21 protein-coding genes are annotated in these 25,777 nt (G+C 65.4%); 9 read left to right on the top strand and 12 right to left on the bottom strand.

Going from position 1 to position 25,777, the window contains the following annotated elements:
• Positions 1-56 precede the first annotated feature (56 nt).
• Entirely contained in the window at positions 57-371 is a 315-nt protein-coding gene (locus NJF35_RS22305) for a putative quinol monooxygenase (RefSeq protein ID WP_253091493.1), read from the top strand.
• Here the strand turns inward: NJF35_RS22305 and NJF35_RS22310 are convergent.
• The gene (locus NJF35_RS22310) at positions 361-1,125 is read right to left on the bottom strand and encodes a sulfite exporter TauE/SafE family protein (RefSeq protein WP_225790535.1); all 765 of its coding nucleotides are present in this window, start codon (positions 1,123-1,125) and stop codon (positions 361-363) included. The two genes, NJF35_RS22305 and NJF35_RS22310, sit on opposite strands and share 11 nt — an antisense overlap.
• A 77-nt stretch (positions 1,126-1,202) precedes the next feature.
• On the opposite strand from NJF35_RS22310, the gene NJF35_RS22315 reads away from it, so the two are divergent.
• Positions 1,203-2,087, top strand: coding sequence for a LysR family transcriptional regulator (locus NJF35_RS22315; protein ID WP_225790536.1), 885 nt, complete (start codon positions 1,203-1,205; stop codon positions 2,085-2,087).
• A 50-nt stretch (positions 2,088-2,137) separates the two neighbouring features.
• Here NJF35_RS22315 and NJF35_RS22320 read toward each other — a convergent pair whose 3' ends face one another.
• Together NJF35_RS22320 and NJF35_RS22325 are read right to left on the bottom strand one after the other, a co-directional pair.
• Positions 2,138-2,914, bottom strand: a complete 777-nt coding sequence (locus tag NJF35_RS22320) for a hypothetical protein (RefSeq protein WP_225790537.1) — start codon at positions 2,912-2,914, stop codon at positions 2,138-2,140.
• Complete coding sequence (locus NJF35_RS22325; protein ID WP_253091494.1) at positions 2,896-3,912, bottom strand: hypothetical protein; 1,017 nt, start codon at positions 3,910-3,912, stop codon at positions 2,896-2,898. The genes NJF35_RS22320 and NJF35_RS22325 overlap by 19 nt, the downstream gene beginning before the upstream one ends.
• Before the next feature lie 195 nt (positions 3,913-4,107).
• Here NJF35_RS22325 and NJF35_RS22330 point away from each other — a divergent pair, with 195 nt between their 5' ends.
• From NJF35_RS22330 to NJF35_RS22345, 4 genes are all read left to right on the top strand, one after another.
• Positions 4,108-4,713 carry a CDP-alcohol phosphatidyltransferase family protein gene (locus tag NJF35_RS22330; protein ID WP_225790539.1) on the top strand — a complete coding sequence of 202 codons (606 nt, stop codon included), beginning with the start codon at positions 4,108-4,110 and terminating at the stop codon, positions 4,711-4,713.
• A gap of 24 nt (positions 4,714-4,737) precedes the next feature.
• Complete coding sequence (locus NJF35_RS22335) at positions 4,738-6,492, top strand: bifunctional alpha/beta hydrolase/class I SAM-dependent methyltransferase (protein WP_225790540.1); 1,755 nt, start codon at positions 4,738-4,740, stop codon at positions 6,490-6,492.
• 76 nt (positions 6,493-6,568) lie between these two features.
• On the top strand, positions 6,569-7,192 hold the full coding sequence (locus NJF35_RS22340) for a lysophospholipid acyltransferase family protein (protein WP_225790541.1): 624 nt from the start codon (positions 6,569-6,571) through the stop codon (positions 7,190-7,192).
• 1 nt (position 7,193) lies between these two features.
• On the top strand, positions 7,194-8,126 hold the full coding sequence (locus NJF35_RS22345) for a phosphatidate cytidylyltransferase (RefSeq protein WP_225790542.1): 933 nt from the start codon (positions 7,194-7,196) through the stop codon (positions 8,124-8,126).
• Between the two features lie 94 nt (positions 8,127-8,220).
• Here the strand turns inward: NJF35_RS22345 and NJF35_RS22350 are convergent, their stop codons facing one another.
• On the bottom strand, positions 8,221-8,496 hold the full coding sequence (locus NJF35_RS22350; protein WP_225790543.1) for a metal/formaldehyde-sensitive transcriptional repressor: 276 nt from the start codon (positions 8,494-8,496) through the stop codon (positions 8,221-8,223).
• Positions 8,497-8,566: 70 nt separating this feature from the next.
• Between NJF35_RS22350 and dmeF the strand changes: the two genes are divergently transcribed.
• Positions 8,567-9,505 (top strand): CDF family Co(II)/Ni(II) efflux transporter DmeF, encoded by a 939-nt coding sequence (gene dmeF / locus NJF35_RS22355; RefSeq protein WP_225790544.1) that lies wholly within the window; start codon positions 8,567-8,569, stop codon positions 9,503-9,505.
• Positions 9,506-9,601: 96 nt separating this feature from the next.
• Positions 9,602-9,946 (top strand): cupin domain-containing protein, encoded by a 345-nt coding sequence (locus tag NJF35_RS22360; RefSeq protein ID WP_023631693.1) that lies wholly within the window; start codon positions 9,602-9,604, stop codon positions 9,944-9,946.
• Positions 9,947-10,137: 191 nt separating this feature from the next.
• Here NJF35_RS22360 and mmsB read toward each other — a convergent pair whose 3' ends face one another.
• Together mmsB and NJF35_RS22370 are read right to left on the bottom strand one after the other, a co-directional pair.
• On the bottom strand, positions 10,138-11,025 hold the full coding sequence (mmsB, locus tag NJF35_RS22365; RefSeq protein WP_225790545.1) for a 3-hydroxyisobutyrate dehydrogenase: 888 nt from the start codon (positions 11,023-11,025) through the stop codon (positions 10,138-10,140).
• Between the two features lie 10 nt (positions 11,026-11,035).
• Entirely contained in the window at positions 11,036-12,562 is a 1,527-nt protein-coding gene (locus NJF35_RS22370; RefSeq protein WP_225790546.1) for a CoA-acylating methylmalonate-semialdehyde dehydrogenase, read from the bottom strand.
• Between the two features lie 132 nt (positions 12,563-12,694).
• Between NJF35_RS22370 and NJF35_RS22375 the strand changes: the two genes are divergently transcribed.
• On the top strand, positions 12,695-13,645 hold the full coding sequence (locus tag NJF35_RS22375; protein ID WP_225790547.1) for a LysR family transcriptional regulator: 951 nt from the start codon (positions 12,695-12,697) through the stop codon (positions 13,643-13,645).
• Between the two features lie 61 nt (positions 13,646-13,706).
• Here NJF35_RS22375 and NJF35_RS22380 read toward each other — a convergent pair whose 3' ends face one another.
• From NJF35_RS22380 to recC, 6 genes are all read right to left on the bottom strand, one after another.
• Positions 13,707-14,165, bottom strand: a complete 459-nt coding sequence (locus NJF35_RS22380) for an OmpA family protein (RefSeq protein WP_225790553.1) — start codon at positions 14,163-14,165, stop codon at positions 13,707-13,709.
• 72 nt (positions 14,166-14,237) lie between these two features.
• Positions 14,238-15,479 (bottom strand): diguanylate cyclase domain-containing protein, encoded by a 1,242-nt coding sequence (locus NJF35_RS22385; RefSeq protein ID WP_225790548.1) that lies wholly within the window; start codon positions 15,477-15,479, stop codon positions 14,238-14,240.
• Positions 15,476-16,051: a YfiR family protein gene (locus NJF35_RS22390; RefSeq protein ID WP_225790549.1), complete on the bottom strand. Its 576-nt coding sequence runs from the start codon at positions 16,049-16,051 to the stop codon at positions 15,476-15,478. Before NJF35_RS22390 ends, NJF35_RS22385 begins: the two co-directional genes overlap by 4 nt.
• 131 nt (positions 16,052-16,182) lie before the next feature.
• Positions 16,183-18,258, bottom strand: a complete 2,076-nt coding sequence (gene recD / locus NJF35_RS22395; RefSeq protein ID WP_225790550.1) for an exodeoxyribonuclease V subunit alpha — start codon at positions 18,256-18,258, stop codon at positions 16,183-16,185.
• Positions 18,255-21,932: an exodeoxyribonuclease V subunit beta gene (recB, locus tag NJF35_RS22400; RefSeq protein ID WP_225790551.1), complete on the bottom strand. Its 3,678-nt coding sequence runs from the start codon at positions 21,930-21,932 to the stop codon at positions 18,255-18,257. The genes recD and recB overlap by 4 nt, the downstream gene beginning before the upstream one ends.
• Complete coding sequence (gene recC, locus NJF35_RS22405; RefSeq protein ID WP_225790552.1) at positions 21,929-25,411, bottom strand: exodeoxyribonuclease V subunit gamma; 3,483 nt, start codon at positions 25,409-25,411, stop codon at positions 21,929-21,931. The genes recB and recC overlap by 4 nt, the downstream gene beginning before the upstream one ends.
• Positions 25,412-25,777 lie beyond the last annotated feature (366 nt).

A 25,777-nucleotide genomic window follows, 5' to 3' on the forward strand; every position in this document is an offset into this window, starting at 1 on the left:
GACAACCATATTGTTGCCTTAGACTCTGACACCTCCCCATTCCCAAGGCCCTCTCCATGACCGAGCAATACGCCTTCATCCTCCAAGCCAAGACCCGCCCGGAAAAGGCCGAAGCCTTCGAACGACTGTTCCGTGCCTACGTCGAGCCCAGCCGCCAGGAGCCGGGTTGCATCGAGTACCACATGCTGCGCGACAAGGAAGACCCGAGCCTGTTCGTGTTCTACGAGGTGTGGGCCAGCAAGGCCGACCTGGACGTGCATTCGGCCCTGCCGCATATGCGCGAGTTCTTCGAACGGCGCATGGACTACCTGGAGCGCGACTTCGATATCCAGCTGATCGAAATGCTCAGCCCGTCCTCCGCTACCCGTTGACCAGCAGGTGCCCCCCCAGCAGCGCCAGGCCGATGAAGAAGCAGCGCCTGAACAGCGGGGCACTGATGCGCTGGCGCAGCCACTGGCCGCCGAGCATCCCCAGCAGGGCGGGTACCAGCACCAGCAGTGATGCGCCCAGTGCCTGGCCACCCAGCGCATCCTGCCCTGCCAGGCCCAAGGCCAGGGCGAAGGTGGAAACCGTGAACGCCAGGCCCAGGGCCTGGACCATCTCGTCGCGCGACAACCCCAGGCTCTGCAGGTAGGGCACCGCCGGCATCACGAACACGCCCGTCGCCGCCGTCACGACACCCGTCGCCAGGCCACACAACGGGCCCAACCACCACTCCCGCCGCGGCACCACCGACACTGTCGGCCCCACCAGCCCGTACAAGGCATACACCAGCAGCGCCCCACCCAGTGCATGCGCCGCCCAGGGGCCGCTGTCGATGCCCAGCCAGGCGCTGCCGAGCAAGGTACCGACGAAGATCATCGACAACATGCCGGCCAATCGGCGCAGCAGCACGCGCAGGTGCCCGCCGGCAGCCAGTTGCCAGAGGTTGGTCACGGTGGAGGGCACGATCAGCAAGGCAGCAGCCTGCGCCGGCGCCATAGCCAGGCCCAGCATGCCCATGGCGATGGTCGGCAGCCCGAGGCCGATCACGCCCTTGACCGCGCCGGCCAGGAAGAAGGTCAGGAGCACCAGCAGCGACAGTGCCAGGCCCATGTTCTGGTAGAACTCGAGGACAGTATTCATGGACCCATGGTGCCCGGCCCGGGGGCTTGGGAAAATCTGCCATATACTCAGCCAGACTCTTGCCAGGACAGAGGCTGATGCATTTCGACCTGACCGACCTCACGCTGTTCCAGCACACCCTGGAATGCGGCAACATCACCGCCGGCGCCCGCCGCAGCCACCTGTCGCTGCCCGCCGCCAGCGCCCGTATCCGCGCCATGGAGGCGTCCCTCGGCATTCCCCTGCTCGAGCGCAATCGCCGTGGCGTGCAGCCTACCCCAGCCGGCCAGGCCCTGTTGCAGCATGCCCGGCTGATCGGCCAACAGGTCGAGCGCCTGCAATACGACCTGGCCCAGTACGCCCAAGGCCAACAGGGCCAGGTGCGCTTGTTGTGCAATACCGCCGCGCTGACCGAATACCTGCCGGAACTGCTGGCCGCGTACCTCGTCGAGCACCCTGGGGTCAGCGTGGATGTGCAGGAGTTGCCGAGCCTGCGCATCGTACAGTCGATCAGCCAAGGCATGGCCGACCTGGGGATCATCTCCACCGCTGCGCCCAACGAGCATTTGCAGACCCGGCCGTTTCGCGCCGATCCGCTCGTGCTGGTGATGCCCCTCGGCCATCCCTTGGCCAAACACGACGCACCCACCTTCGTCGACAGCCTCGCCCATGGCCACGTCGGCCTGGGTGCCAACAGTGCCCTGGCCCTGTACCTGGAGGAACAAGCCCTGCGCGAAGGGCGGCGCATGCAGGTACGGGTGCGGGCCGAGGGGTTCGATGGTGTGCTGCGCATGGTCGCCGGAGGGGCTGGGATCGGCGTGGTGCCATTGGCTGCCGTGCACCGCTGGGAAGGGATACTACCCTTGTGCTGGACGGCCTTGACCGAAGACTGGGCCAATCGCCAGTTGTTGCTGTGTGCCCGGGACTTCGAGGCATTGCCAGGCTATGCGGCGGCGTTGGCAAGGCGACTGGAGACAGAGTGAGACTCGTCTCAGCCGGTCCCGCTGCAACCGCGAGCACGTTGCTAACCACATCAAGGCTGCGTTGCCGTTCTGGTCGTCACGCCGAATATTGCCTTCAATCGCTCGACATAGGTTTCCAGCTCACCTGAAAGCCCCAGGTCCTTGAGCCTGACCTGCTCTTTTCCAATGCGCTCAAGAAACACCGCCATATCCTGCTGAAGTACCTCTGGCAGCGGTATCGGCTCTTCGGAAAGCAACGAACTCAATTGAAGGACATCGTTCCTGTGCTTGCGGATATTCCTGCTATCCACCTGCTCACCGGCGTCCTTTCGCCTCGACAGGTCCAGCCATGCCTTGGCCTTGAACGGGATGAGGCATGACGCACCGATATGCGTGATATCACTGCCAACTTGGCGAGCTTCCAGCAGAAACGCGTAGTACGCGTCGTCGAGAAGAATTGCCGACAAGCTGGAGACTGCCTCGCCGGAGGGAATGGGCGTCAGTGTTTCACCCTCTTCGTGACCAAGCCCCTCTGGCTTGCGAGAGAACAACTCGATCTGTGCAGGATAGGCTTCCTTCGCAGGATTCTGGAACCGATAGAGGATCGGCCGGTCTCCGCTGCGCTGCCTGACGCGATAACCGCCATCGCGAATGAAGTGCCAGAATTGATTGACGAAAGCGGCATCCAGTGCCTCGATGATCAGCACGATGTCGAGATCCTTGGTGGCTCGGAACTCACCGCCCGCCTCGTCCATCACCAGCCAAGCCGCCACGCCACCGATCATGACGTACTGATCGCCGTATCCTTTGAAATGCTCAGCGAATAGCTCTAGTCCCCTGATAGCCAATGAATACTCTCCCTGATTTCATCCAATGCCATTTGAATACGTTCATCGGGGTTTTCTTCGAGACTCAACAGCAATGAGGCCTTGTCGGCCAGATTGGCCTCGTTCGGCAGTCCAGCGTATGACCAGACTTCAACCTCTGCCCTGATCTGGTCGACATCCTCAGTGACCCTGAAAACCTCTCCCTCCAGACGCGAGAAAACCTTCCGGGTCATGCCATAAACAGGCCGGCCAGGTGCGGCGAGCAATGTGTACTCGGCCAATGCCGCTTCCCCGGCAAGGAACACACCGTTACCCAATTGCAACGTCGAATCGATGAAAACCCTTCGCTTTACAGGCGAACGGAAATACTGCCTGGCCTGGCTGAAAATTTCCGGCGCAGAAGCCTTGAATTCGTAACGATTGATGTTCACCCGATCGGCCACCGGTACAAGCAACCCAAGGGCCTGGAGTTGCTCAAGCACCTTGCCCAAGGTGACCCGGCTGTAGGTGTATTCCCCAAGGATGTCGACCGAAGAGAAGACGTCATGGCTAGCCCAACCCCCATAGAGGGATTGCAAGAGAACCGCCTGGGTCGCAGGCAACAGGCCAGCTCCGGACAGCACGGGTTTGCGCTGGCGAAAGCGCTCGCGCAGGTCAATGGCTATCTCGGGGATGAACATCTGATAGCGTGGCTGGATGAAATTGATCCGATGACCGATAAGGCTGCGTCGCTCATGGGCGGAAAGAGAGGCGAAAGCCAGCACGATAGTCGCGTCCGTCGCCTTGCGGATCTGGTCGAGATGCTTGTTCAGGGCTATCACGCCTGGATAGCGGCTCTCTCGCGGTACCAGCAAGAGCAGTTCCAGATCCGCTAACGAGCCGAGCCCCAATCTCACCTCGACTGGCTGGTACGCATCCTTGATATGAAACGGGAGTTTCAGCAGGGAAATCCTGGTCTGGACGCTGGCACCCAGCATCGACTCCAGATAAGCCCCGACTTCCTTTCGCAGATTGTCCATACCAGCCCCTGTAAACTCTATTTTTAAACTGTAAACCAGCATTGTTTACAATTCAAAAATCACGTTTACACAAAGCCGCTGACTCCGTTCCCGCTTGATCGATCCTTTCACACCGTTGGAATATCGCGCTTGCCGTTACACAAAATAATCCTCTAGGTTTGCGCCTTGAAGCCGCACCATGACAGGGAGCTCACCGTGCCATCCATCTACCAGCTAAAACCCCGCTTCCAAGCCTTGCTGCGCCCTGCGGTAAAGCGCTTGTACGAGCGTGGCGTCACCGCCAACCAGGTCACCGTCGCCGCCGCGCTCGTATCGGTACTGCTCGGCCTGCTGCTGGCCTGGCAAAGCCACATGGCCTGGCTGTTCATCCTGGTTCCGATCTGGATGCTGCTGCGCATGGCGCTCAATGCGGTCGATGGCATGCTCGCCCGGGAGTTCGGCCTGCAGTCGAAGCTGGGCGCCTACCTCAACGAACTGTGCGACCTGATCGCCGATGCCGCGCTGTACCTGCCATTCGCCCTGCTGCCGGGTGTGTCGTCTACCCTGGTGGTGCTGGTCGTGCTGGCATCGCTGATCAGCGAATACGCCGGGGTGATGGGGCCGCTGGCCGGAGCCTCGCGGCGCTACGACGGGCCGATGGGCAAGAGCGACCGGGCGTTTGCCTTCGGCGTGCTGGGGGCCGGAGTCGCCTTCGGGGTATTGAATGCGGCATGGATCGACGGCCTGTTGCTGGTCATCCTGGCGCTCTCGCTCTATACCCTCTACAACCGGGTTCGCCAAGGGCTGGCCGAAACCCGCTGACCTCGCCGGACAAGGACCTTCGCCATGCGCCAAGCGCAATCGCTGCACTTCCCGACCCATGACGGTGTCGAGCTGCATTACCGCCACTGGCCCGCTACCCGCAACGAACACCAGCCGCGCCGGGCGGTAGTGATGTTCCACCGCGGCCACGAGCATGGCGGGCGCATGGCCCACCTGGCCGACGAACTGGACATGCCCGGCTACGACTTCTTCGCCTGGGACGCCCGCGGCCACGGCCAGTCGCCGGGCGCACGTGGTGACAGCCCGAGCTTCGCCACCAGCGTGCGCGACGTGCAGACCTTCATCGAGCATATCCAGGCCCAGCACGGCATCGCGGAGCAGGACATGGTGGTGCTGGCGCAGAGCGTCGGCGCCGTGCTGGTGGCCACCTGGGCCCATGACTATGCGCCCAGGGTACGCTGCCTGGTGCTCGCCTCGCCGGCCTTCAAGGTCAAGCTCTACGTGCCCTTCGCCCGCCCAGGGCTGAAACTGCTGAAGGCCTTGCGTGGCAACTTCTTCGTCAACAGCTACGTCAAGCCGCGCCTGCTCACCCATGACCCGGAGCGGGTCATGTCGTACGTGGCCGACCCGCTGATCAGCCGACCGATCTCGGTGACCATGCTGCTGGGCCTGTACGAGGCGGCCGAGCGGGTGCTCGCCGATGCCCAGGCGATCCAGGTACCGACTCAGTTGCTGGTCTCCGGCACCGACCTGGTGGTCGAACGCAAGCCGCAGGAGCGCTTCTTCGAGCGCCTGGGCAGCACGCGCAAGGAACTGCACATCCTCCCGGGCTTCTTCCACGACACCCTCGGCGAACGTGATCGCGGCCACGCCCTGGCGCGTATCCAGCGCTTCGTCGAACACTGCTTCGACGCCCCCGCCCCGCGGCCTTCGCTGCTCGATGCCGACAAGGTCGGCGCCAGCTGCGCCGAGGCCGAGTGCCTGGCCGCACCGCTGCCGCGTCACTCGCCCCGCGACCTCTACTGGCGTGCCACCCGTGCCGGCCTGCGCCTGGGCAAGGGCTTCTCGGACGGCGTGAAGCTGGGCTTCGAAACCGGCTTCGACTCCGGCAGCACCCTCGACTACGTCTACCGCAACCAGCCCTGCGGCAAGGGCAAGCTGGGCGAATGGATCGACCGCAACTACCTCGATGCCATCGGCTGGCGCGGCATCCGCCAGCGCAAGCAGCATGCGGAGGAACTGCTGCGCCTGGCCATCCAGCACCTGCGCGCGCAGCAATGCAGGGTGCATATCGTCGATATCGCCGCCGGCCATGGCCGCTACATCCTCGAGGCCCTGCAAGGCCTGGAACAGTTGCCCGACTCGATCCTGCTGCGCGACTACAGCGAACTGAACGTGCAGCAAGGCAGCGCACTGATCGCCGAGAAAGGCCTGGACGAGATCGCCCGCTTCGTCCAAGGCGACGCCTTCGACCGCCAAGGCCTGGCCGCCCTCGACCCACGTCCGACCCTGGCGGTGGTCTCGGGCCTCTACGAGCTGTTCGCCAGCAATCAGTTGGTGGGCAACTCCCTGGCAGGCCTGGCCGATGCCGTCGAGCCTGGCGGCTACCTGGTCTACACCGGCCAGCCCTGGCACCCGCAACTGGAGATGATCGCCCGCGCCCTGACCAGCCACCGCGACGGCCAGGCCTGGGTGATGCGCCGCCGCAGCCAGGCAGAGATGGACCAGTTGGTGGAGGCGGCAGGCTTTCGCAAGATCGCCCAGCGCATCGACGAATGGGGCATCTTCAGTGTCAGCCTGGCGCAGCGGGCAGGCTGATGGTGTACGAAGCGGCCACGGCCTACTGGCCCTCGCTACCCTGCTGACACTCCCTTTCACTGGATGAGAACGTGCCATGCTCGCCGCCCTGACCGCCTTCGCCATCACCTGCGCCGCGCGCCTGATCACTGGCGCACGCGCCCTGTGGCTGGGCTGCACACCCCAACCGGTGCAGCGCCTGTACTTCGCCAACCACAGTAGCCACGGCGACTTCGTGCTGCTCTGGGCCTCGCTGCCAGAGCCCTTGCGCCGCCGCACGCGTCCAGTGGCCGGTGCCGACTACTGGAGCAAGCCCGGTATCCGCGACTTCCTCATCCGCAAGGTCTTCAACGGCGTGCTCATCGACCGCCAGGGCGGCAACCCCCACGACAACCCGCTGCAACCGGTGCTGGATGCCCTGGCCCAGGGAGACTCGTTGATCTTTTTCCCCGAGGGCACCCGCAACCTGGGCGAGGAGCCCCTGCTGCCGTTCAAGAGTGGCCTGTTCCACCTGGCAGCGGCCAACCCCGACATCGAACTGGTCCCGGTGTGGCTTGCCAACCTCAACCGGGTGATGCCCAAGGGCCGTGCCCTGCCGTTGCCGCTGCTGTGTACCTTGAGTTTCGGCGAACCGATCCGCCTGCAGGCCGACGAAAGCAAGCAGGCCTTTCTCGAGCGGGCCAGCCAGGCCCTGCTGAACCTGGCCCCGAAGGATGCCTGAAATGGACGACAACACCCTTTCCCTGTTCGCCGGCATCGGCGCCCTGCTGCTGCTCGCCAGCGTGATCGGCCGCCTGCTCAAGTGGCGTGCCGGCCCTGCGCCGCATGCGGTGATCGACAACCTCAACGCACGTATCAACGCCTGGTGGGTGATGGTGCTGGTGATCGGCCTCGCCTTCGTGTTCGGCAAGTACGGCGTGATCCTGCTGTTCTACTTCGTCTCGTTCTACGCCCTGCGCGAGTTCATGACCCTCACCCCGACCCGGCGCAGCGACTACCCGGCGCTGCTGGGAGCGTTCTACCTGGCGCTACCGGTGCAGTACCTGCTGATCGCCATGGATTGGTACGGCCTGTTCAGCATCTTCATCCCGGTGTACCTGTTCCTCTTCCTGCCGATCCTGGCGAGCTTCGGCGGCGACACCACGCGCTTTCTCGAGCGTGCCTCGAAGGTGCAGTGGGGGCTGATGATCGCGGTGTACTGCCTGTCCTCGGTGCCGGCGCTGATGACCCTGGACATCCCCGGCTATGAAGGCCGCAACCTGCTGCTGATCGCCTGGCTGATCCTCGTGGTGCAGATCAGCGACGTGTTGCAGTACGTCTGCGGCAAGCTGTTCGGCAAGCACAAGGTCGCACCCAACCTGTCGCCATCGAAGACCGTCGAAGGCCTGGCCGGCGGCGTCGCCCTGGCCACCCTGGTCGGTGCGCTGCTGTGCTGGATCACCCCGTTCAGCTTCTGGCAGGCCGCGCTGATGGCCCTGACGGTGAACACGATGGGCTTCTTCGGCGGGCTGGTGATGTCGGCGATCAAGCGCGACCGTGGGGTGAAGGATTGGGGGCACATGATCGAGGGCCATGGCGGCATGCTCGATCGCATGGACTCGGTGTGCTTCGCGGCGCCGGTGTTCTTCCATTTCGTGCGCTATTGGTGGGCGTGAGGTAGTTGATACCCCTTGGGGGTATTGATGCGTGAACACCACTGCCCATTGTGTAGCGTGCCGGCGATGGGCTGCACAGCAGCCCTCGACCTCATTACTTGAGGTAAGACCGCAACAACGACGCCACTTTGTCCACCTCTTCCTGCCGCGCCTCAGCACTCAGCCCGTCCGCCACCAAGTGCTCGCGGATATGCCCTTCCATTACCTCAGCCATCAACCCGTTCACCGCCCCCCGTACAGCAGCGATCTGCTGCAGGATGGCTAGACAGTCCTTGTCCTGCTCCAGCGCAGTTTCCAGAGCCGCCGCTTGGCCTTTGATCTTGCGCACGCGGGTCAGCAATTGCTTCTTGCCATTGACAGTATGTGCCATTCAGTCTCGCACCATGGTAGGTATACTGGGGTATAGTATATTTTCGATCATTTGCGGAGCATGATAAACCATGGTGGAGCAAACCTCGGACAAGTGGCTGCACAGTCACCAGTTCCACACCAGCAACCTGGGCGCAGAACGCAAGACACGCCTGGCGGTATGGCTCACCGCCGTAATGATGGTGGTGGAAATCGCCGGGGGCTGGTTCTTCAACTCCATGGCCCTGCTCGCCGACGGCTGGCACATGAGCTCCCACGCCCTGGCCCTGGGGCTTTCACTGCTGGCCTATGCCGCCGCACGGCGTTATGCAGGCGATCGGCGCTTCGCCTTCGGTACCTGGAAGATCGAGATCCTCGGCGGCTACTCCAGCGCGCTGCTACTCCTGGGCGTTGCGGGGTTGATGGCTTTCCAGTCGGTCGAGCGACTCCTGGCACCGGGCCCGATCCACTATGACCAGGCAATCGCCATCGCAACCTCGGGCCTTGCGGTGAACCTCATCTGCGTCTGGCTGCTGCGCGACGATCACTCACACCATCACCACCGCCACGACCATCATCACGACCATGGTCATCACCACGACCTGAACCTGCGTTCAGCGTACTTGCATGTGATCGCCGATGCTGCCACCTCGGTACTGGCGATCATCGCCCTGCTGGCGGGCAAGTTCTGGAGCGCGGGTTGGCTCGACCCGGTGATGGGCCTGGTGGGTGCAGTATTGGTGGCATGGTGGGCCCGAGGCTTGCTACGCGACACTGGGCGGGTGTTGCTGGACGCCGAGATGGATGCGCCGGTGGTCGAGGAGATCCGCGAATCGGTGGCACAACTGCCGATGCCCGCCACCATTACCGACCTGCACGTGTGGCGCGTCGGCAAGGACCAGTACGCCTGCATCCTCAGCCTAGCGACCCGCGCGCCACTGGATGCGGACGACGTTCGCCGGGTACTTGATGTCCATGAGGAGCTGGCCCATGTCACCGTGGAAGTGAATGCGCTGGCGAGCCCCCGATAGCGCGTCCAGGCACTTGGGCGTCGAGCCCAGGCAACTCCCCCTCAGCCACAGCCCCTATGGTGATGCGTCATTCAGCCATTCACCTGGAGCCCTGCCATGTCCGACTTCATCACCGTCCTACGCGAAACCTGCCCGACCCCCGTGGTCGATGCCACCAAGTGGAAGCGCATCGGCGGCGATCCGCACACGGTCAACCTCAACGCCTACCTGTCGGCCGATGGCAGCAAGATCATGGGCACCTGGATCTGCACCCCTGGCAAGTTCGAGGTCAACTACGAGAAGTGGGAGTACTGCCACTTCCTCGACGGCTACTGCATCGTCACCCCGGAAGGTGAGGAGCCCAAGCACCTGAAGGCCGGTGACGTGTTCGTCATCGAACCAGGGATGAAGGGGACCTGGGAAGTGGTCGAGACCGTACGCAAGTACTTCGTCTTCGCCTGATTGCTCTTGGGCCCTGCAGGGCCTCTGGATGGGCTTGCCCGCGATGGGCTGCAAAGCAGCCCACTTGCAGCGGTCCATCAATCGAATGCATTTCCCGGACGGCAAAAAAATCGCGGAGCAGATGCCCTTCCCCAAGGTGCGCAGTTACATGGGGAAGGCCACCTGGCCCGCGATGAAGTCCACCTCGCGCATCAATCCTTCTTGCGATAGCTCTCGATGATCGCCGAGAAATCCTTGCCACCCTCGCCACGCAGGCTCATGGCCTGGTACAGCTGCTGGGCCACGGCGCCAAGGATCACTGGCTGGTGGGCCAGACGCGCCGCTTCGGTGGCCAAGCCCAGGTCCTTGAGCATCAGTTCGGCACCAAAGCCGCCGGTGTAGCCCCGCGACGCCGGGGCGGTCTCGATGATGCCCGGCCATGGGTTGTAGGTGTCCGAACTCCAGCAACGGCCCGTGGAACTGTTGATGATGCCGGCCAGCACCTGGGTGTCGATGCCCAGGGCATTGCCCAGGGCCATGGCCTCGGACACGCCGATCATCGAGATGCCCAGCAGCAGGTTGTTGCAGATCTTGGCGATCTGGCCCGTGCCGACCTCACCACAGTGCACGATGTTACGGCCCATCTGCTCCAGCACCGGCTTGAGGGTGGCGAACAGCTCGTTGCTGGCCCCGACCATGAAGGTCAGGGTGCCGGCCGCGGCGCCCCCGGTACCGCCGGACACCGGCGCATCGCCCATGTCCACGCCCTCGGCCGCCGCGGCCTTCGACACCTCCCGAGCGGTCTGCGGGTCGATGGTGCTGCAATCCACGGTCGGCGTGCCGGGACGCACGCCGGCCAGCACGCCGTCGTCACCGAGATAGACGCTGCGCACATGGGCCGCAGCCGGCAGCATGGTGATCACCAGGTCACTGTTGGCGGCAGCGTCCTTGGGCGAGGCGCTGACCTGCCCGCCCAGCTCGGCGAGTTCGGCGAGCACGGCCTTGTTCAGGTCGAACAGGTTCAATGCGTGCCCGGCCTTGATCAGGTTGCGGGCCATGGGCGCGCCCATGTTGCCCAAACCGATGAATGCGATGCGCATGGCGATCTCCTTAGCGCAGGCTGATGGTGGTGTTCACGCCGTCGCCCAGGCTGTCGTCGTCGAACCAGCGGGCGGTGACGGTCTTGGTCTGAGTGTAGAACTGCACCACCTGCTTGCCGTACGGGCCCAGGTCGCCCAGCTTGGAGCCACGGGACCCGGTGAAGCTGAAGTACGGCACCGGCACCGGGATCGGGATGTTGATGCCGACCTGGCCGATGTCGATCTCGCTCTGGAACTTGCGCGCCGCCGCGCCGCTCTGGGTGAACAGGCCGGTACCGTTGCCGAACGGGTTGCGGTTGACCAGGGCGATGGCCTCGTCGAGGGTATCGACCTCCAGGGTCACCAGCACCGGGCCGAAGATCTCCTGGGTGTAGATCTGCATGTCGGTGGTCACGCCGGAGAACAGGGTCGGGCCGACGAAGTTGCCCTGCTCGTAGCCCGGTACCTTGACGTCGCGGCCATCGAGTTCGAGCGTGGCGCCTTCCTCGATGCCGCTTTCGATCAAGCCCAGCACACGTTCCTTGGCGCGCTTGGAAACCAGCGGGCCGACATCGGTGCCCGGCTCGCAACCGGCGTTGACCTTGAGCTGACTGGCCGCGGCCTTGATGTCCGGCAGCCATTCGCGGGCCTTGCCCACCAGCACCGCCACCGAGGTGGCCATGCAGCGCTGGCCGGCCGCGCCGAAGGCAGCTCCGACCAGGGCATTGATGGTCTGGGTGCGGTTGGCGTCGGGCAGCACCACGGCGTGGTTCTTCGCGCCCATCATCGACTGCACGCGCTTGCCATGCTGGCTGGCCAGGTTGTAGACGTGGGTGCCGACCTCGGTGGAGCCAACGAAGGAGATCGCCTTGATGTCCGGGTGGGTGCAAATGGCGTCCACCACCTGCTTGCCACCATGCACCACGTTGAGCACACCGGCCGGCACGCCGGCTTCCAGCGCCAGCTCCACCAGTAGCATGGTCGACAGCGGGTCCTGCTCGGACGGTTTGAGGACGAAGGTGTTGCCGCAGACGATGGCCATGGGGAACATCCACAGCGGAATCATCGCCGGGAAGTTGAACGGGGTGATGCCAGCGCACACGCCGATCGGCTGACGCAGGGTGTAGGTGTCCACGCCGCCGGCGACATTCTCGGCGAACTCGCCCATCTGCAGGGTGCCGATGGACGCAGCGTGCTCGACCACTTCCAGGCCGCGGAAGATGTCGCCTTCGGCGTCGGCCAGGGTCTTGCCCTGCTCGGCACTCAAGGTCTGGGCGATGCGCTTGGTGTGCTCGCGGATCAGCGCCTGCAGCTTGAGCATGATGCGCATGCGGGCGCCGATCGGGGTTTCGCGCCAGGTGGCGAAGGCGCGCTGGGCAGCCGCCACGGCGGCATCGACTTCCTCCACGGTGGCGAACGGCACCCGTGCCAGCACCTGCTGGGTGGCCGGGTTGACGATATCGCGCCACTCGGTGGTCTTGGACTCGACCCACTGGCCGTCGATCAGCAGCTTGACCTGCTCGACCTTGGCCTGGTCGGGGGTGTGGGGTGCGTTCATCTGCGCTCTCCTTGGAATTATTGTCGGGACGAGATCGCCAGCGCCGGGCAAACGCGAGGTGGCGCTCTTGGGTCTGTTTCGAGTATAGATGTGCAAACATCCAACAAGAACGCACAAAAAAACCGGATCATCATGCAAAAAGACCTCACCTCCCTGAGTTCGCTGAACTGGGACGACCTGAAGTTCTTCCTGGAAGTGGCGCGCACCCGCAAGGCCAGTAGCGCAGCCAAGCGCCTGGGTGTGGACTACACCACGGTGTCGCGGCGCATCGGCTCGCTGGAGGGGGCGCTGGGCACGCTGCTGTTCGAGAAATCGCGGACCAACGGCTTCGTCCTCACCGCCGAGGGCCAGCGCCTGCTGGGCTATGCCGAGTCGATCGAAAGCACCCTGCACATGGCTTGCGAACAGGTGTCCGGCTCAGGTGTGGCCTTGTCGGGGCATGTTCGCATGGGCTGTACCGAGGGCTTTGGCAGTTTCTTCGTCACCCCGCAGTTGAGCCACTTCGTCGACGCCTACCCAGCCATCTCGGTGGACATCCTGCCGCTGCCGCACTTCATCAGCCTGTCCAAGCGCGAGGCGGACATCGTCATCGCCCTGGAGCGTCCCGAGCATGGGCCCTACGTGTGCTGCAAGCTGTGCGACTACCGCCTGCGGCTGTATGCCACCCAGGCGTACCTGGACAGCCACGAGCCGATCCGCCAGGTCGCCGACCTGGTGCGCCATCCGTTCATCAGCTATGTCGACGACCTGGCCTTCAGCTCCGAGCTGCTGTACCTGGCCAACCTGATCCCCAACGCCAATGCCCACCTGCGCAGCACCAGCGTGATCGCCCAGTACACGGCTGCGCTGCAGGGGCGTGGGCTGGCCATCCTGCCGTGCTTCCTGGCGGCCCAGGACCCTCGGCTGATCAACGTGCTGCCGGTGGAGGTGGATATCACCCGGCAGTTCTGGATGTACTGCCGGGAGGACTTGCGCAAGCTCAAGCGCATCACCTTGCTGTGGGACTACATTCGCGAGGTGACCGAGGCCAATGCGCCGTTGTTGATGGGGGAAACCCGAGAGATGCGGTTTGCCCACACGTGAGCCTGGGGCTGCCGTCTCAGGCTTTACAACCCTGTTGGGGCCGCTTCGCGCCCCAGGCCACTCAGTCCGACGCCACCACGATCGACACCCGGCGATTCTCGGTTCGCCCCAAGCGGGTGCGGTTGTCAGCCACCGGCTGGCTGCTGCCAAGGCCTCGGGTCTCGATATTCTGCGGCTGCATGCCGATACCGACCAGCACCCGCGCCACGCTCTGCGCCCGGCGCTCGGACAACTGCTGGTTGTAGGCGGCGCGGCCCGACGCATCGGCATGGCCGTCGATGCGTACGTGCGGGATACCCACCGCCACCAGTGTCTTGCCGATGCGTTCGACGATGGCCTGGCTCTGGCTGTTGAGCCTGTCCAGGTCACTGCCGAACAGCACCTTGCCCGACAGGTCGAACGCCCAGCCTTCATCGGTCGGCGAGAAGCCCTCGCGCTTGAGCGCGGCAATCTGCTCGGCAGTCAGGCCCTTGGGTGGCACGCTCTGGCAGCCAGCCAGCGCCAGCAGCACCAGCAACATGGCCAAGCAAGGAAAACGCAATGACGGAAAACGGTGAATCACGATTAAGCTCCTGTGTTTAACATCAGCGGCTCAGCGCTCCGGCTGGGCCACTTGCCAATGGCCACGGCGCATGCGCTTGGCCTGGTACATCGCCGCGTCGGCGGCATTGAGCAGACTGGCGGGGTCGTCGCCATCGTCCGGGTAATAGGCGATGCCGACACTCAGCGAGGTGGTGATGCTGCCGTTCTCCAGCTGGATCGGCAGCGTCATGCTGTCGACGATCTTCTCCGCGATACCCTGCGCGTCCTCCCGCGAATGCAGCGGAGTCAGCAGCACGGCGAACTCGTCACCGCCCAGGCGGGCCACCAGGTCGTGCTCGCGCAACTGCGCCCGCACCCGGCTGGCGACACTGACCAGCACCTCGTCGCCCACGGCATGGCCAAGGCTGTCGTTGATCTGCTTGAAGTGGTCGCTGTCGAGGAACAGCACCGCCAGGTGTTCCTGCTGCCGGGCCGCGTTGCGCAGGCTACGGCTCAGGCGCCCTTCGAAGAAGGCACGGTTGGGCAGGCCGGTCAGGCTGTCGTGGCTGGCCTGATGGGCCAAGGTCTCGTTCTCGCTCTGCAGGTGGCTCTGCCAAACCTCCAGTTCATCGAGCAGGGCGTTGAAGTCGTTGCCCAACTCGTTGAGCTCGGCGATCTGCGCCTCGGGCACGCGCCGGTCGAAACTGCGCTCGCGGCGGGCGGCATGAGCCACGCTGGCCAGGCTGCGCAGCGGGCCGATGATATTGCCGAACAAGCGACGCGACAGATGGATGGCAAGGACGGCGCTGAGGACCGTGCAAAAGAGGATCCCGGCCAGGCCACTGAGCAGGAAGCGCAGCAGGTTGCGCCCCTGGCCGACCAACTCCATATGCCCGACCTGTTGCTGGCCATGCATGATCGGCAGGTTGATCGGCTCGTCCAGCAGCGCGCTGGCCACCTTGGCTTCCAGGTGACTGAGCATCCCATCCTCGGCACGCTGCCAGTGCGCCAGGAGCTCGCCCTCCCTGTCGAAGACCTTGGCGTCGGCCACCTCCTCGGTGGCGGCGATCACGGCCAGGGCCTCGTTGGCCGCGGGGCTGTCATCGAACACCACGGCGGCTTCCACCGTGTAGTTGATCGAGCGCGCGATCAGGTGCAGGTTGTGATTGGCATAGACACGCAGGGCGAGCACGCCCAGCAGGGTCAGGGAGACCCCGACCAGGCCCACCGCCAGCAGGGCCACTCCCAGGTGGCCGCGGCCGAGTACGGAACGCAGGGTCGGGCGAGTGGCCCGCTTGGTCGTCGACTTCATGGCTGCACCGCCCGCCGTCGAGACAGCTGCAACACGCTGGGGTGGATACGTACGCCACTGCGCGCCACCGAGTCGAGGTTCACCTCGAAGGCCACCTGCGCGTCAGCGACCCGCAGGCAGAACAGGCTACCCACGGTACAGGGATCGTCGGCCTCGCTGATGCTCAAGACCGGATGGCCGCTGATCGCCTGGAACAGGCGATCACGCTCGCCCCTGTCGAGCTTGCCGATATAGACGGCATCGCAGGCGCCGGCAATGCGCCCATCGTCGGCCAGCAGGCGCCGGACCTGCAATGGCTGGCCGGAGTTCTGCACGTTGCCCTTGATCAGGTCGTCGGCGTATTCGGTGGGGCCGACCAGGCACAGGCGCAGGGGCACAGGTTCCACCGGCCAACGCGCATAGCTGAGAATGCCCAGTACTACCTGGGTCACGGCCTTGGCTCGTTGCTGCGCCTGGATGGCGGTCGCGGGGGTGTCTGCCTGGGCGGGGCCAGCGAATAGCAGCAGGACGCCCATCAGCAACGAAAGTACACGGCCCGTCACTCGTCCCCAGGGCGGGACAGCCACGATCATGTGAGAAATCTCTCAAAATCCTTTCAGATATTGCCGCAACGATAGCATAAGGCTGTCATGAGATTAATGCTGAGGGGCATACCATCTGGGGCCACGTCGCGTCCCAGCGATCTCCAGATGGGTCGGGCCCCTCAGACCTGCTCGAGCATCAACCCGGAAATCCTCCGCACCCGGCGCCCCACTGCTTCCTCGAACACGCCCATCCGCGGCTCGACCAGGCTGAAGCAATGCTTGGCCCGAGTGATCCCGGTGTAGACCAGCTCCTTGGTCAGCACCGGGTTGAGCGCATCCGGCAATACCAGGGCGGTATGGCTGAACTCCGAACCCTGGGACTTGTGCACCGTCATGGCGAACACCGTCTCCACCTCGTTGAGCCGGCTGGGCAGGACGAAACGCACCCCGCCACTGCCATCGTTGCGTGGGAAGGCCACGCGCAGTACCGGCTCGCCCTGCTCGTCCGGCAGACGCAAGGCGATACCGATATCACCGTTCATCAGGCCCAGGCCATAGTCGTTGCGGGTCACCAGCACTGGGCGGCCTTCGTACCAGGGCTGCTGGCTGTCGATCAGGCCGGCGTTGCCCAGTACCCGTGCCACCCGCTCATTGAGCCCTTCGACACCCCAGGGGCCCTTGCGCACCGCACACAACAGCTGGAAATCCTCGAAACTGCGCAGGACCTGGCCGGCCCACCGCTCCCAACGGGGATCATCGGCTGGCGTGCCGTGGGGCGGACGGTGACGGCCGATGGCCCGCAGGTAGTTGCGATAACCCTGCGGCCCCGTTTCGTCACGGCCCAGGCCATCGAGCAGCAGGCGGTCGAAAGCACGATCATGCTCACCACGCAGGGCCAGGCCGAACACATCGGCCGGTGGCATCGTCAACAAGTCGCGAGCTGCCTGCACCTGCTGGCGATTGACCAGGCGCGCCAGCTGGCCGATACCGCTGCCCTCGCCGAAACGCCGAGAATGGCGCAGCATCACCACCTGCTGGGCCAGCGGGTTGCGCTGCGCATCGCCGGCCTGCAGGCCGCTGCCCTCAAGCGACTGGCCACCGACCTGCTCCAGCCAGGCGCGGGTGGCGGGGGAATAGCAGCCGTCCTCGGCATCGCGGCACAAGTCGCCCAATACCGCGCCAGCTTCCACCGAGGCCAACTGGTCCTTGTCCCCCAGCAGCACCAGCCGCGCACGCGGCGGCAGGGCGTCGAGCAGGTTGGCCATCATCTCCAGGTCGATCATCGAGGCTTCATCGACCACCAGCACGTCCAGCGGCAGCGGGTTGCCAGCATGGTGGCGGAAATGCCGTGAGCCGGGGCGGCTGCCGAGCAGGCGGTGGACGGTGCTGACATCGGTGGGGATCTGCTCGCGAACCGCGATATCCACCGGCAGGCGTTCCACTTGCTGGCCGATGGACTCGGTCAGGCGCGCGGCAGCCTTGCCGGTCGGTGCCGCCAGGCGTATCCGCAGCGGCCGACCCTGCTCCACCGCCGGCGCCTGCAACAATGCCAGCAGGCGCACCACGGTGGTGGTCTTGCCGGTGCCTGGGCCGCCGGTGATGATGCTGAACGCGGCGCGGGTGGCCAGGGCGCAGGCGAGCTTCTGCCAGTCCACTTGCCCGGCCGGAGCCGAGCCTTCGAACAATGGTGCTAGGCGTGCGGGCAGGTCCGCCGGTACGGCTTCATCCTGGCTCAGGCGCTGGCGCAAGGCCTCGTCGATACGACGCTCGTAGCTCCAGTAGCGGCGCAAGTACAGGCGCCGGCCGCTGAGCACCAGTGGGCGCGAGCCCTGCCCTGGCGTGGCGCCGGCAGCCACCAGGGGGCTGTGGGCGATGCGCTGCTGCCAGGTGTCCAGCCCAAGGCTGGCGAGCAACTGCGACGGCAACAGCAGGGGGCCTGCCAGGGCATCGCCTTCCGGTGGCAGCGACAAGGCGAAGTCCGGTTCGGCCAGGGTCTGCTCCAGGTCCAGGCAAACATGCCCATGGCCCAACTGATGGCTGGCCAGGGCTGCCGCCAGCAGCAGCAAGGGATCGCTGCCGGGGGCAAGCTCTTCGAGAAAGCTCACGAAGGCCCGGTCCAGGGCCCGCAGCCAACCGCGCTCGACCCAACGGTCGAGCAGTACCAGCAGGTCGCGACTGTCGCGCAATGGCGCCAGGGCGGCCAGTTGCTCGGCCTGCAATGGGGTGGGCAACAGGTCGTCGAGACGTCGGCTCATGGTGTGGCTCCGGCAAACAGGTCTGGCTGCTCGGGCTCATGGACGCCACGGAACAGCGCGTCCAACGCCTCGATCAAGGTGCGCGGTGGCTTGGTGAAATACAGGCCATGGCCGCTGCTGTCGGCACCGCGCAGGAAGATGAACAGGGCGCCACCGACATGGCGGTCGTAGTCGTAATCGGGCAGGCGGGCGCGCAACTGGCGGTGCAAGGCCAGCAGGTAGAGCACGTACTGCAGGTCGTAGCGATGCTCGAGGATCGTCTGCTCCATGGCCAGAGCGTTGTAGGACGCGGTGTCCGGGCCGAGCCAGTTGGACTTGTAGTCGGTCACGTAGTAGCGCCCGTCCAGTTCGAAGACCAGGTCGATGAAGCCCTTGAACATGCCGTTGAGCTGGGTCGGCTGGGCGGCTGGCCGCGCCGCGCCGCCGTGGGTCTGGCGGGCCACCAGGCGGTCCAGGCGCACGGCGTCGACCTGGTGGCTGGCGAACCAGAACTCCATCTCGACCTGATACTGGCGTAGCCCGGCCAACGTCAGGCTCGGCCCCTCGGGTTGCAACGGTAGCGGCTGGGCCAGCAGTTGCCGCAGCCATTGATCCAAGGCCGGGATCCAGCCGGTCCAGTCGCGGCGGTTGCAGCGCTGGCCGACGGTACGCGTGATCAGTTCGGGCTTGCCGCTGACCTCGGCGAAACCTTCGCGCCCCGCCCATTCGAGCAAGCCATGGAGGAAGGTGCCCGGGTTCGGCCCCCGGGGAAAGCGATGGATATCACCGCCCTCGGCAGGCACTTCGCGCAGCAGTTGGGCGTCGACCTGTTCGTCATCCAGCAATTGCTGGGCCTGGGAGCTGTCGGCGCCAAGGGTCTGGTCGCCGACACGCAGGGCACTGTAGGAGGCGATCCACCAATGCTCCGCAGCGGGGCGGCGCGGCTTGCGCGCAGGCAGCAGCTCACGCTCGTCGTGGGGAGCCCGGTAGTGCTGTTCGTCGGCCTCGGGCAAGGCAATACAGGCCATCTCCGGGCAGCCCTGCTGCACGGCCTGCAACCAGCCGGCCAGCTGGCTCGACGCTGGCAACGGCAAGCCGCCGCCGAGCAGGTAGCCCAGGGCCGAGCGATGCAGCTGCGAGATCTTCTGGTTGCCACGCTTGAGGTCGGCGACGCCGAGCCAGCAGGCGTGCTGGGCACGGGTCAAGGCAACGTAGAGCAGGCGCAGGTCCTCGGCCAGGCGCTCATCGTCGGCGCGGGCGACCTGCTCGTCATCGGGGGTCAGGGTCAGGTGGGCCTGGCCGTCGCTGTCGTGCCAGACCAAAGGCAGGCGCTGGCCGTCCACCGGCTTGCTGGTGCAGATGAACGGCAGGTAGACCAGTGGGTACTCAAGGCCCTTGGACTTGTGGATGGTCACCACCTTGACCAGTTGCTCGTCGCTCTCCAGGCGCAGGATCTGCTCCTCGCCGGCGTGCCCGGCACTGGCCAGGTGCTCGGCCAGGTGACGGATCAACGCCTGCTCGCCGTCCAGCTCGCCGGCCGCCTGCTGCAACAGCTCGGCCAGGTGCAACAGGTTGGTCAGCACTCGCTCGCCGTCGCTGCGCCCCATCAGCGTGCGCGGTAGCTGGAAGTCGTGCAGCAGGCGGCGCAACATGGGCAACACGCCCTGGCGCTGCCAGGTATCGCGGTACAGGCGAAAACGCATGACCCAGGCTTCCCAGACCCGTTCGTCCTGGTTCAGTCGCTCCAGTTCGGCCAGGGGCAGGTCGAGGGTGAGGCTCGCCAACGCGGCCTTGAGCTGGCGTTCGGAGTCCGGCTCGGCGCACGCCTTGAGCCAGGCCAGCAGGTCGTGGGCTTCCTGGGCGGCGAACACCGAATCCTTGTCGGACAGGTACACGCTGCGTACATCACGCGCCGCCAGTTCGGCGCGGATCAACTGCGCCTCGCGGCCGTCGCGCACGAGGATGGCAATGTCCGAGGGCAGGCAAGGACGTAGCGCACCTGTGCCATCGGCAAAACCGGCGTGCCCCTGCTGACCACCATTGAGCAGCCCGACGATATGGCTGGCGCAACTGGCCGCCAGGCGCTGGCGGTACAGCGTGCTGGCGACCGGCTCATCGCTCTCCAGCAGCCAGCATTGCAGCGCGGCGCACGGCTGGCCCTGGACCAGAAACTGCTCGCTGCGGCCCTTGGCACGGACCTCGACGAAGGGCAAGGGGTTGCCCTGCGCCTCACGGAACAGGAAGGCACCGCGGCCTTCGCCACGCGCCTCCGCCTGGAGGAACATACGGTTGACCGCGGCGACCATGGCCTGGCTGGAGCGGTAGTTGGTGTCCAGGCTGTGCAAGCGGTCGGCGGTGGCACGACGGGCAGCCAGGTAGGTGAAGATGTCGGCGCCACGGAAGGCGTAGATCGCCTGCTTGGGGTCGCCGATCATGAACAGGCCGGTTTCCGGGCGGTTCTCGCTGATCCGGTAGATGCGCTCGAAAATGCCGTACTGGATCGGGTCGGTGTCCTGGAATTCGTCGATCAGCGCCACTGGGAACTGCTCGCGGATCAGCCCGGCCAGGCGTTCGCCGGCTTCGCTGGCAAGGGCATGCTCCAGACGCAGGAGCATGTCGTCGAAACCCATCTCGGCACGCCGGCGTTTCTCCACCTCGAAGCGCGCCGATACCCAGGCGGCGGCGTGCTCGAGCAGGCGCGCATCGGGGCTGGCCAGGCCCTGGAGCTGCTGGCTCAGGTTTTCCATGGCATGCAGCGCGGGATGCTCTGGTGGTTCGCCGCTCTTCCAGACTTCGGCCAGGCCGGCGGGGGTCAGGCGAGTGAAACCGGTGCCCAGCTCGAGTTGCGCTTCCTGGCCGTCAGCGGCCCAGGCGCGCAGCTTGTCGAACCACGGATCGAAGTAGCGTGCCTGCATCTTGCGGCCGTCCACCTGCTTGGCCGCCACGGCCTCGCGGCAGATCCGCTGCAACTCATCGGCCCACTGGCCCCAGGGCGCCTTGAGCTGACAGAGTTGCTCGGCGCGCTGCCGCAGCGCCGCCTCGATGAGCCCTTGCAGCGACTCGTCGCCCTGTTCCTCGCGCACCCGGCCGAACAGCGGGCGGATCCTGGGCAGCAGCGCATCGGGGCTGCCCCAGTGCCGACGGACCCAGGCCAGGGCTTCGCCATGCATGCCATAGCAGAAGCGCCGCCAATAGTCGCGCATGACCTGGCCGAGCAGTTCGCTGTGATCGGTCTCCAGGCTCTGGGTGAACAGGCTGCCACTGTCGAAGGCATGTTCGCGCAGCATGCGCTGGCACCAACCGTGGATGGTCGATACCGCGGCCTCGTCCATCCACTGCACGGCGATCTCCAGGCGGCTGGCACAGCGCGGCCAGTGCTCGCTGGGGTAGTCGTCGCGCAACTGCTCGAGCAGTGGGTCGGCCTCGGCCAGTTCGCCACGGAAAAAACGCGCGGCTTCGGCCAGGCGGGCGCGGATGCGCTCGCGCAGTTCCTTGGTGGCAGCATCGGTGAAGGTCACCACGAGGATCTGCGGTGGCAGCAGCTCACGGGCGAAACCTTGCTCACCGCCATGGCCGAGGATCAGGCGCAGGTACAGCGCCGAGATGGTGAACGTCTTGCCGGTGCCGGCGCTGGCTTCGATCAACTGGCTGCCATGCAGGGGAAAACTCAATGCCAGGGGGCGTGCCTGGGTCATGCGGCGCTCTCCGGGTTGCCCAAGGTTTGCCAGGGGGCGGTGAACAGGGGGCGGTACAGGGTTTCGCACCAGCCTTCGAAGGTCTCCTCGGCGCACAGCGCGGCGAAGTCGCGAAACTGCCGCGCCAGGGCCAGGCTTTCGCTACGTTCGCCGAAGTTGTTCTGGCCATCGCCTTCGTAGGCACGGGCGGCAGCGGCCAGGGCCTTGTCCGGATCGCCCTGGGCGAGCCAGGCGAATGCCGTCTTGGCCGCCACCGGCAGCGGCGCATTCATCGCCGCCTGGCGGGCTACCAGCAAGTGGCCCAGCAGTTCGGCCGCCTGGCCTTGCGGCAGCGGCTCGAGCAACAGCGTCAGGTCGCTGGCCACCAGGGCACTGTGCAATGGATAACCGGCGGCGCAGGCGGTCAAGTGCATCACCCAGGCGGGTATCAGCCGGTGCCATTTGAGGCTGTTGCGCCCGGCGCCAAGGGTATTGGGCACGGTCGTGATGCTCAGCAGGCTCTGGTCCTGAGCCTGGTAGACCCGGCCCAGCCAGCCTTCCAGGCGCTGTGCGCCCTGTTCGAAGTGCACAGGCAAGGCACCCTCCACCACCGTCGGCCAGCGCTGCAGCAATTGACGGTGACGTTGCAGCAGGTCGGGCAAGGGCTGGATCAGTTCTTCCTGGAGGATTTCGCCGAAGCCGGCCAGGGGCAGCAGACCGCAGGCCTGCAGACGCCGGGCCTGGGCCTGCAGGGTACGCTCGGCATTGTCCGGATCGGCCAGCGCGGCCCCCAGCAGGTTTTCGCTGAGGCTGTAGCGCTGCAAGGCATCGAGGACGAAGGGTTCTTCATCCGGAGTTGGCACCTCCAGGGCTTCGAAAAATACGTTCAGACGCTGGCTGAAGAAATGCCGTACAGGATGACGAAGGAAATCCTGCAACAGGCTCAGGCTCAGGGGCTCATCGCTGGTATAGGGCGACAAGGGCTCATCGAACGCCGTGGATACCTCCCTGGCGTGGTGCAGCACCTGCCATTCATGGGCATAGCTGAACAGCGCGCTGCCTTTCTGGAAGTAACGCTGGCTGAACGGCTGCAGCGGATGTTCCACGGTCAGGGCGTGCAGCAACTGCTCACCCGGGTCCTGGCGCAGCCCCTCCTTGGCCCCGGCCAGACGCCAGCCTGCGGCCAGGTGGTCGCGTAGCTGGCCGATCAATACCGAGGCAGGGCGCTCGCTGTTGTCGCGAATGCTGCGTCCGACCCAGCTGACATAGAGCTGGTCACGTGCCGAGAGCAAGGCCTCGAGCAACAGGTAGCGGTCGTCCTCGCGGCGGGAGCGATCGCCGGGGCGATAGTCGCTGGCCATCAGGTCGAAGTCCAGCGGCGGTTGGGCGCGGGGGTAGTCGCCGTCGTTCATGCCCAGCAGGCAGACCACCCGGAACGGGATGGCACGCATGGGCATCAGGGTGCAGAAGTTCACCGAGCCGGCGAGAAACCGCTGGGACAGCTTGCCCTGGTCCAGCCCCGACAGCCAGGCCTCGCGCACCACGGTGAGCGGCAACGGGTCCTGCAGGCCCACGGCCTCGCAGGTCGCCAGCCAGCTATCGCGCAGCTCCTGCAACTGCATCAGGAGAAACTCGTCGTGCTCGCTTCCGGCCAGGAAGAACACCTGCAGCAAGGCATGCAAGCGCTCCCCCCACTGGGCTGCCGTGGCGGGCTGCGCCAGGGCCTTGCAGGCCACGTCGAGGGCATCGAGCAACGCCACCAGCGGACCGATCAGCGCAGCATCGAGGCCGCCGATTTCGTCATAGGGCTCGATGCCATCGCATCCTTCGCCCATACCGACCGCATAGCCGAGCAGCATGCGTCGCAAACCGAACCGCCAGCTGTTCTGCTCCAGGCCCTCGGGCAGGCCCAGGGTGGCCCGCTGCTCGGCATCCAGGCCCCAGCGGATGCCCGCGCCTTCGATCCAGCGGTGCAAGGTCGGCAGGTCGCTTTCCTGGATGGCGAAGCGGGCACGCACGGCCGGCACGTCCAGCAGGTCCAGGACTTCGCTCACGGCGAAGCGGCTGTCCGGCAGCTTGAGCAGGTGCTCCAGGGCGATCAGCAGCGGATCACGGCCGCGCTGGCCCTGGTCGGTCAGGGTGAAGGGAATGTAGCGTGGGTCGTTGCGATCGAGCTGGCCGAACACGGCGCGGATATGCGGTGCATAACTGTCGATCGCTGGCAGCATGACGATGACGTCACGCGGGCGTAGCGTGGGGTCGGCGCTGAAGCGGGCGAGCAGTTGGTCATGGAGGATCTCCACCTCGCGCTGTGGGCTGTGGGCCACATGAAAGCGCACGGAGCGGTCCTGGCCGGGATCGACCGCCGGCCAAAGGGCGCGGGTCTCTGCCAGGGGACGCAGCTCGAGGATGTCGTCCTGCAACTGCTCGAGCAAGGTGGTCGGCTGGCCTTCGCTGAACAGGTCGATGCGACCGTCGCTGAAGACCCCACGATAGCTGGCCGGGTCGTCGTAGCTGTCGAGCAGGTTGATGTAGTCACGGCCCTGCTTGCCCCAGGCGGCCAGCAGCGGGTGGGCATGCTGGTGCAGGGATTCGTCGTCCAGTTGCAGGGGCATGCCCTGCTTGCGTTGCTGGCGCTTGTATTGATGCCGCAGCAGGTCCTTGTCGGCAACGATGTCGGCCCAGTGATGGCGGCAAGGGTTGTGCACGCACAGCACTACCTGGCTGAAGCGCGCCAGGCCGGCCAGAGCCTCGAGCGCCTGGGCCGGCAAGGATGAGATGCCGAAGACGATCACCCGTGGCGGTAGCCCCGCGGGCGCCTGCTCCAAGCTGTCGATACGCGCCATGAAACGCTGGTGCACGCCGGCACGGCTCTGGGCCATGCCCGCCTCGCCGACGTCTTCGAGCAGTGCCCGCCATAGCTCGGCCTGCCAGCGGTTCCCCGCCGCCATGGGCTTGCGCTCGCCACGGGCGGTATTGAGCACATGCTCGCCAGCAGCCCAGTCCTTGAGCCAGTCGGCGCGGTAGACCTGGTACTGGTCGAACAGGTCAGCCAGGCGCTCGGCCAGTTGGTAGCGCTTGCGCAGGTCGCTGTCGTCGGTGAGAAAGCGGCGCAAAGGCTCGAAGTGCGGGCGTTCGATCAATTCGGGGAGCAGGCGCATCAGACGCCAGGTAAGGGGGGCCTTGTCCAGCAGCGAGACTTCCGGAATCTCGTCGCGCCCCAGGACCCGACGGTACAGCTGCCACATGAAGCTGCCCGGCAGTTGTACCTCGATGGCTGCGGCGATGCCACAACCGCCCAGTTCATCGTCCTGCGGATCCTCGGCCAGGGCCAGCTTGAGCCACTGGGCGATACCGTTGCTCTGGACCAGGGCGATCTCGTTCTCCAGGGGGGCCAGGGGGTAATGGCGCATCACGTTCACTACCAGATTGCGCAGGTCGTCCAGGCGGTTGCCCTGGATGATCATGAAGCCGGGATGCAGTGAGGTGGTGTCGGTCATCGAGGATCTCTGGGGAGGAGCGATTCTGGTAGGGAACCATATCACTCTCTACCGGGTACAGGCAGTGAGACAGCAACGGCGTACTCTGTGGGAGAAAGGATGGAAGCGTGAGGCTTTGGGCTGGCCTTCGGGGCCTCTTCGCGCCCAATCGCCGGCAAGCCGGCTCCCACAGGGATGGCGCTGGCTTGCAGGTCTGCGCTGTACCTGTGGGAGCTGGCTTGCCAGCGATGGGGCCACCGCCAATCCCCAGCCAGACGCCAGAAAGACAAAACCCCTACCTGCTCGCGCAGATAGGGGTTTTGCGAAATGAATCTTGACGATGACCTACTCTCACATGGGGAAACCCCACACTACCATCGGCGATGC

It is taken from the genome of Pseudomonas guariconensis (assembly GCF_024127895.1).
Classification (GTDB): domain Bacteria; phylum Pseudomonadota; class Gammaproteobacteria; order Pseudomonadales; family Pseudomonadaceae; genus Aquipseudomonas; species Aquipseudomonas guariconensis_B.

Coding starts and splice junctions, on each gene's coding strand:
- NJF35_RS22360 (WP_023631693.1), top strand. CDS start 9,602: ATGTCCGACTTCATCACCGTCCTACGCGAAACCTGCCCGACCCCCGTG.
- dmeF (WP_225790544.1), top strand. CDS start 8,567: ATGGTGGAGCAAACCTCGGACAAGTGGCTGCACAGTCACCAGTTCCAC.
- NJF35_RS22315 (WP_225790536.1), top strand. CDS start 1,203: ATGCATTTCGACCTGACCGACCTCACGCTGTTCCAGCACACCCTGGAA.
- NJF35_RS22370 (WP_225790546.1), bottom strand. CDS start 12,562: ATGAACGCACCCCACACCCCCGACCAGGCCAAGGTCGAGCAGGTCAAG.
- NJF35_RS22380 (WP_225790553.1), bottom strand. CDS start 14,165: ATGTTGCTGGTGCTGCTGGCGCTGGCTGGCTGCCAGAGCGTGCCACCC.
- NJF35_RS22375 (WP_225790547.1), top strand. CDS start 12,695: ATGCAAAAAGACCTCACCTCCCTGAGTTCGCTGAACTGGGACGACCTG.
- mmsB (WP_225790545.1), bottom strand. CDS start 11,025: ATGCGCATCGCATTCATCGGTTTGGGCAACATGGGCGCGCCCATGGCC.
- recB (WP_225790551.1), bottom strand. CDS start 21,932: ATGACCCAGGCACGCCCCCTGGCATTGAGTTTTCCCCTGCATGGCAGC.
- recC (WP_225790552.1), bottom strand. CDS start 25,411: ATGACCGACACCACCTCACTGCATCCCGGCTTCATGATCATCCAGGGC.
- NJF35_RS22345 (WP_225790542.1), top strand. CDS start 7,194: ATGGACGACAACACCCTTTCCCTGTTCGCCGGCATCGGCGCCCTGCTG.
- NJF35_RS22305 (WP_253091493.1), top strand. CDS start 57: ATGACCGAGCAATACGCCTTCATCCTCCAAGCCAAGACCCGCCCGGAA.
- recD (WP_225790550.1), bottom strand. CDS start 18,258: ATGAGCCGACGTCTCGACGACCTGTTGCCCACCCCATTGCAGGCCGAG.
- NJF35_RS22390 (WP_225790549.1), bottom strand. CDS start 16,051: ATGATCGTGGCTGTCCCGCCCTGGGGACGAGTGACGGGCCGTGTACTT.
- NJF35_RS22325 (WP_253091494.1), bottom strand. CDS start 3,912: ATGGACAATCTGCGAAAGGAAGTCGGGGCTTATCTGGAGTCGATGCTG.
- NJF35_RS22310 (WP_225790535.1), bottom strand. CDS start 1,125: ATGAATACTGTCCTCGAGTTCTACCAGAACATGGGCCTGGCACTGTCG.
- NJF35_RS22350 (WP_225790543.1), bottom strand. CDS start 8,496: ATGGCACATACTGTCAATGGCAAGAAGCAATTGCTGACCCGCGTGCGC.
- NJF35_RS22335 (WP_225790540.1), top strand. CDS start 4,738: ATGCGCCAAGCGCAATCGCTGCACTTCCCGACCCATGACGGTGTCGAG.
- NJF35_RS22385 (WP_225790548.1), bottom strand. CDS start 15,479: ATGAAGTCGACGACCAAGCGGGCCACTCGCCCGACCCTGCGTTCCGTA.
- NJF35_RS22340 (WP_225790541.1), top strand. CDS start 6,569: ATGCTCGCCGCCCTGACCGCCTTCGCCATCACCTGCGCCGCGCGCCTG.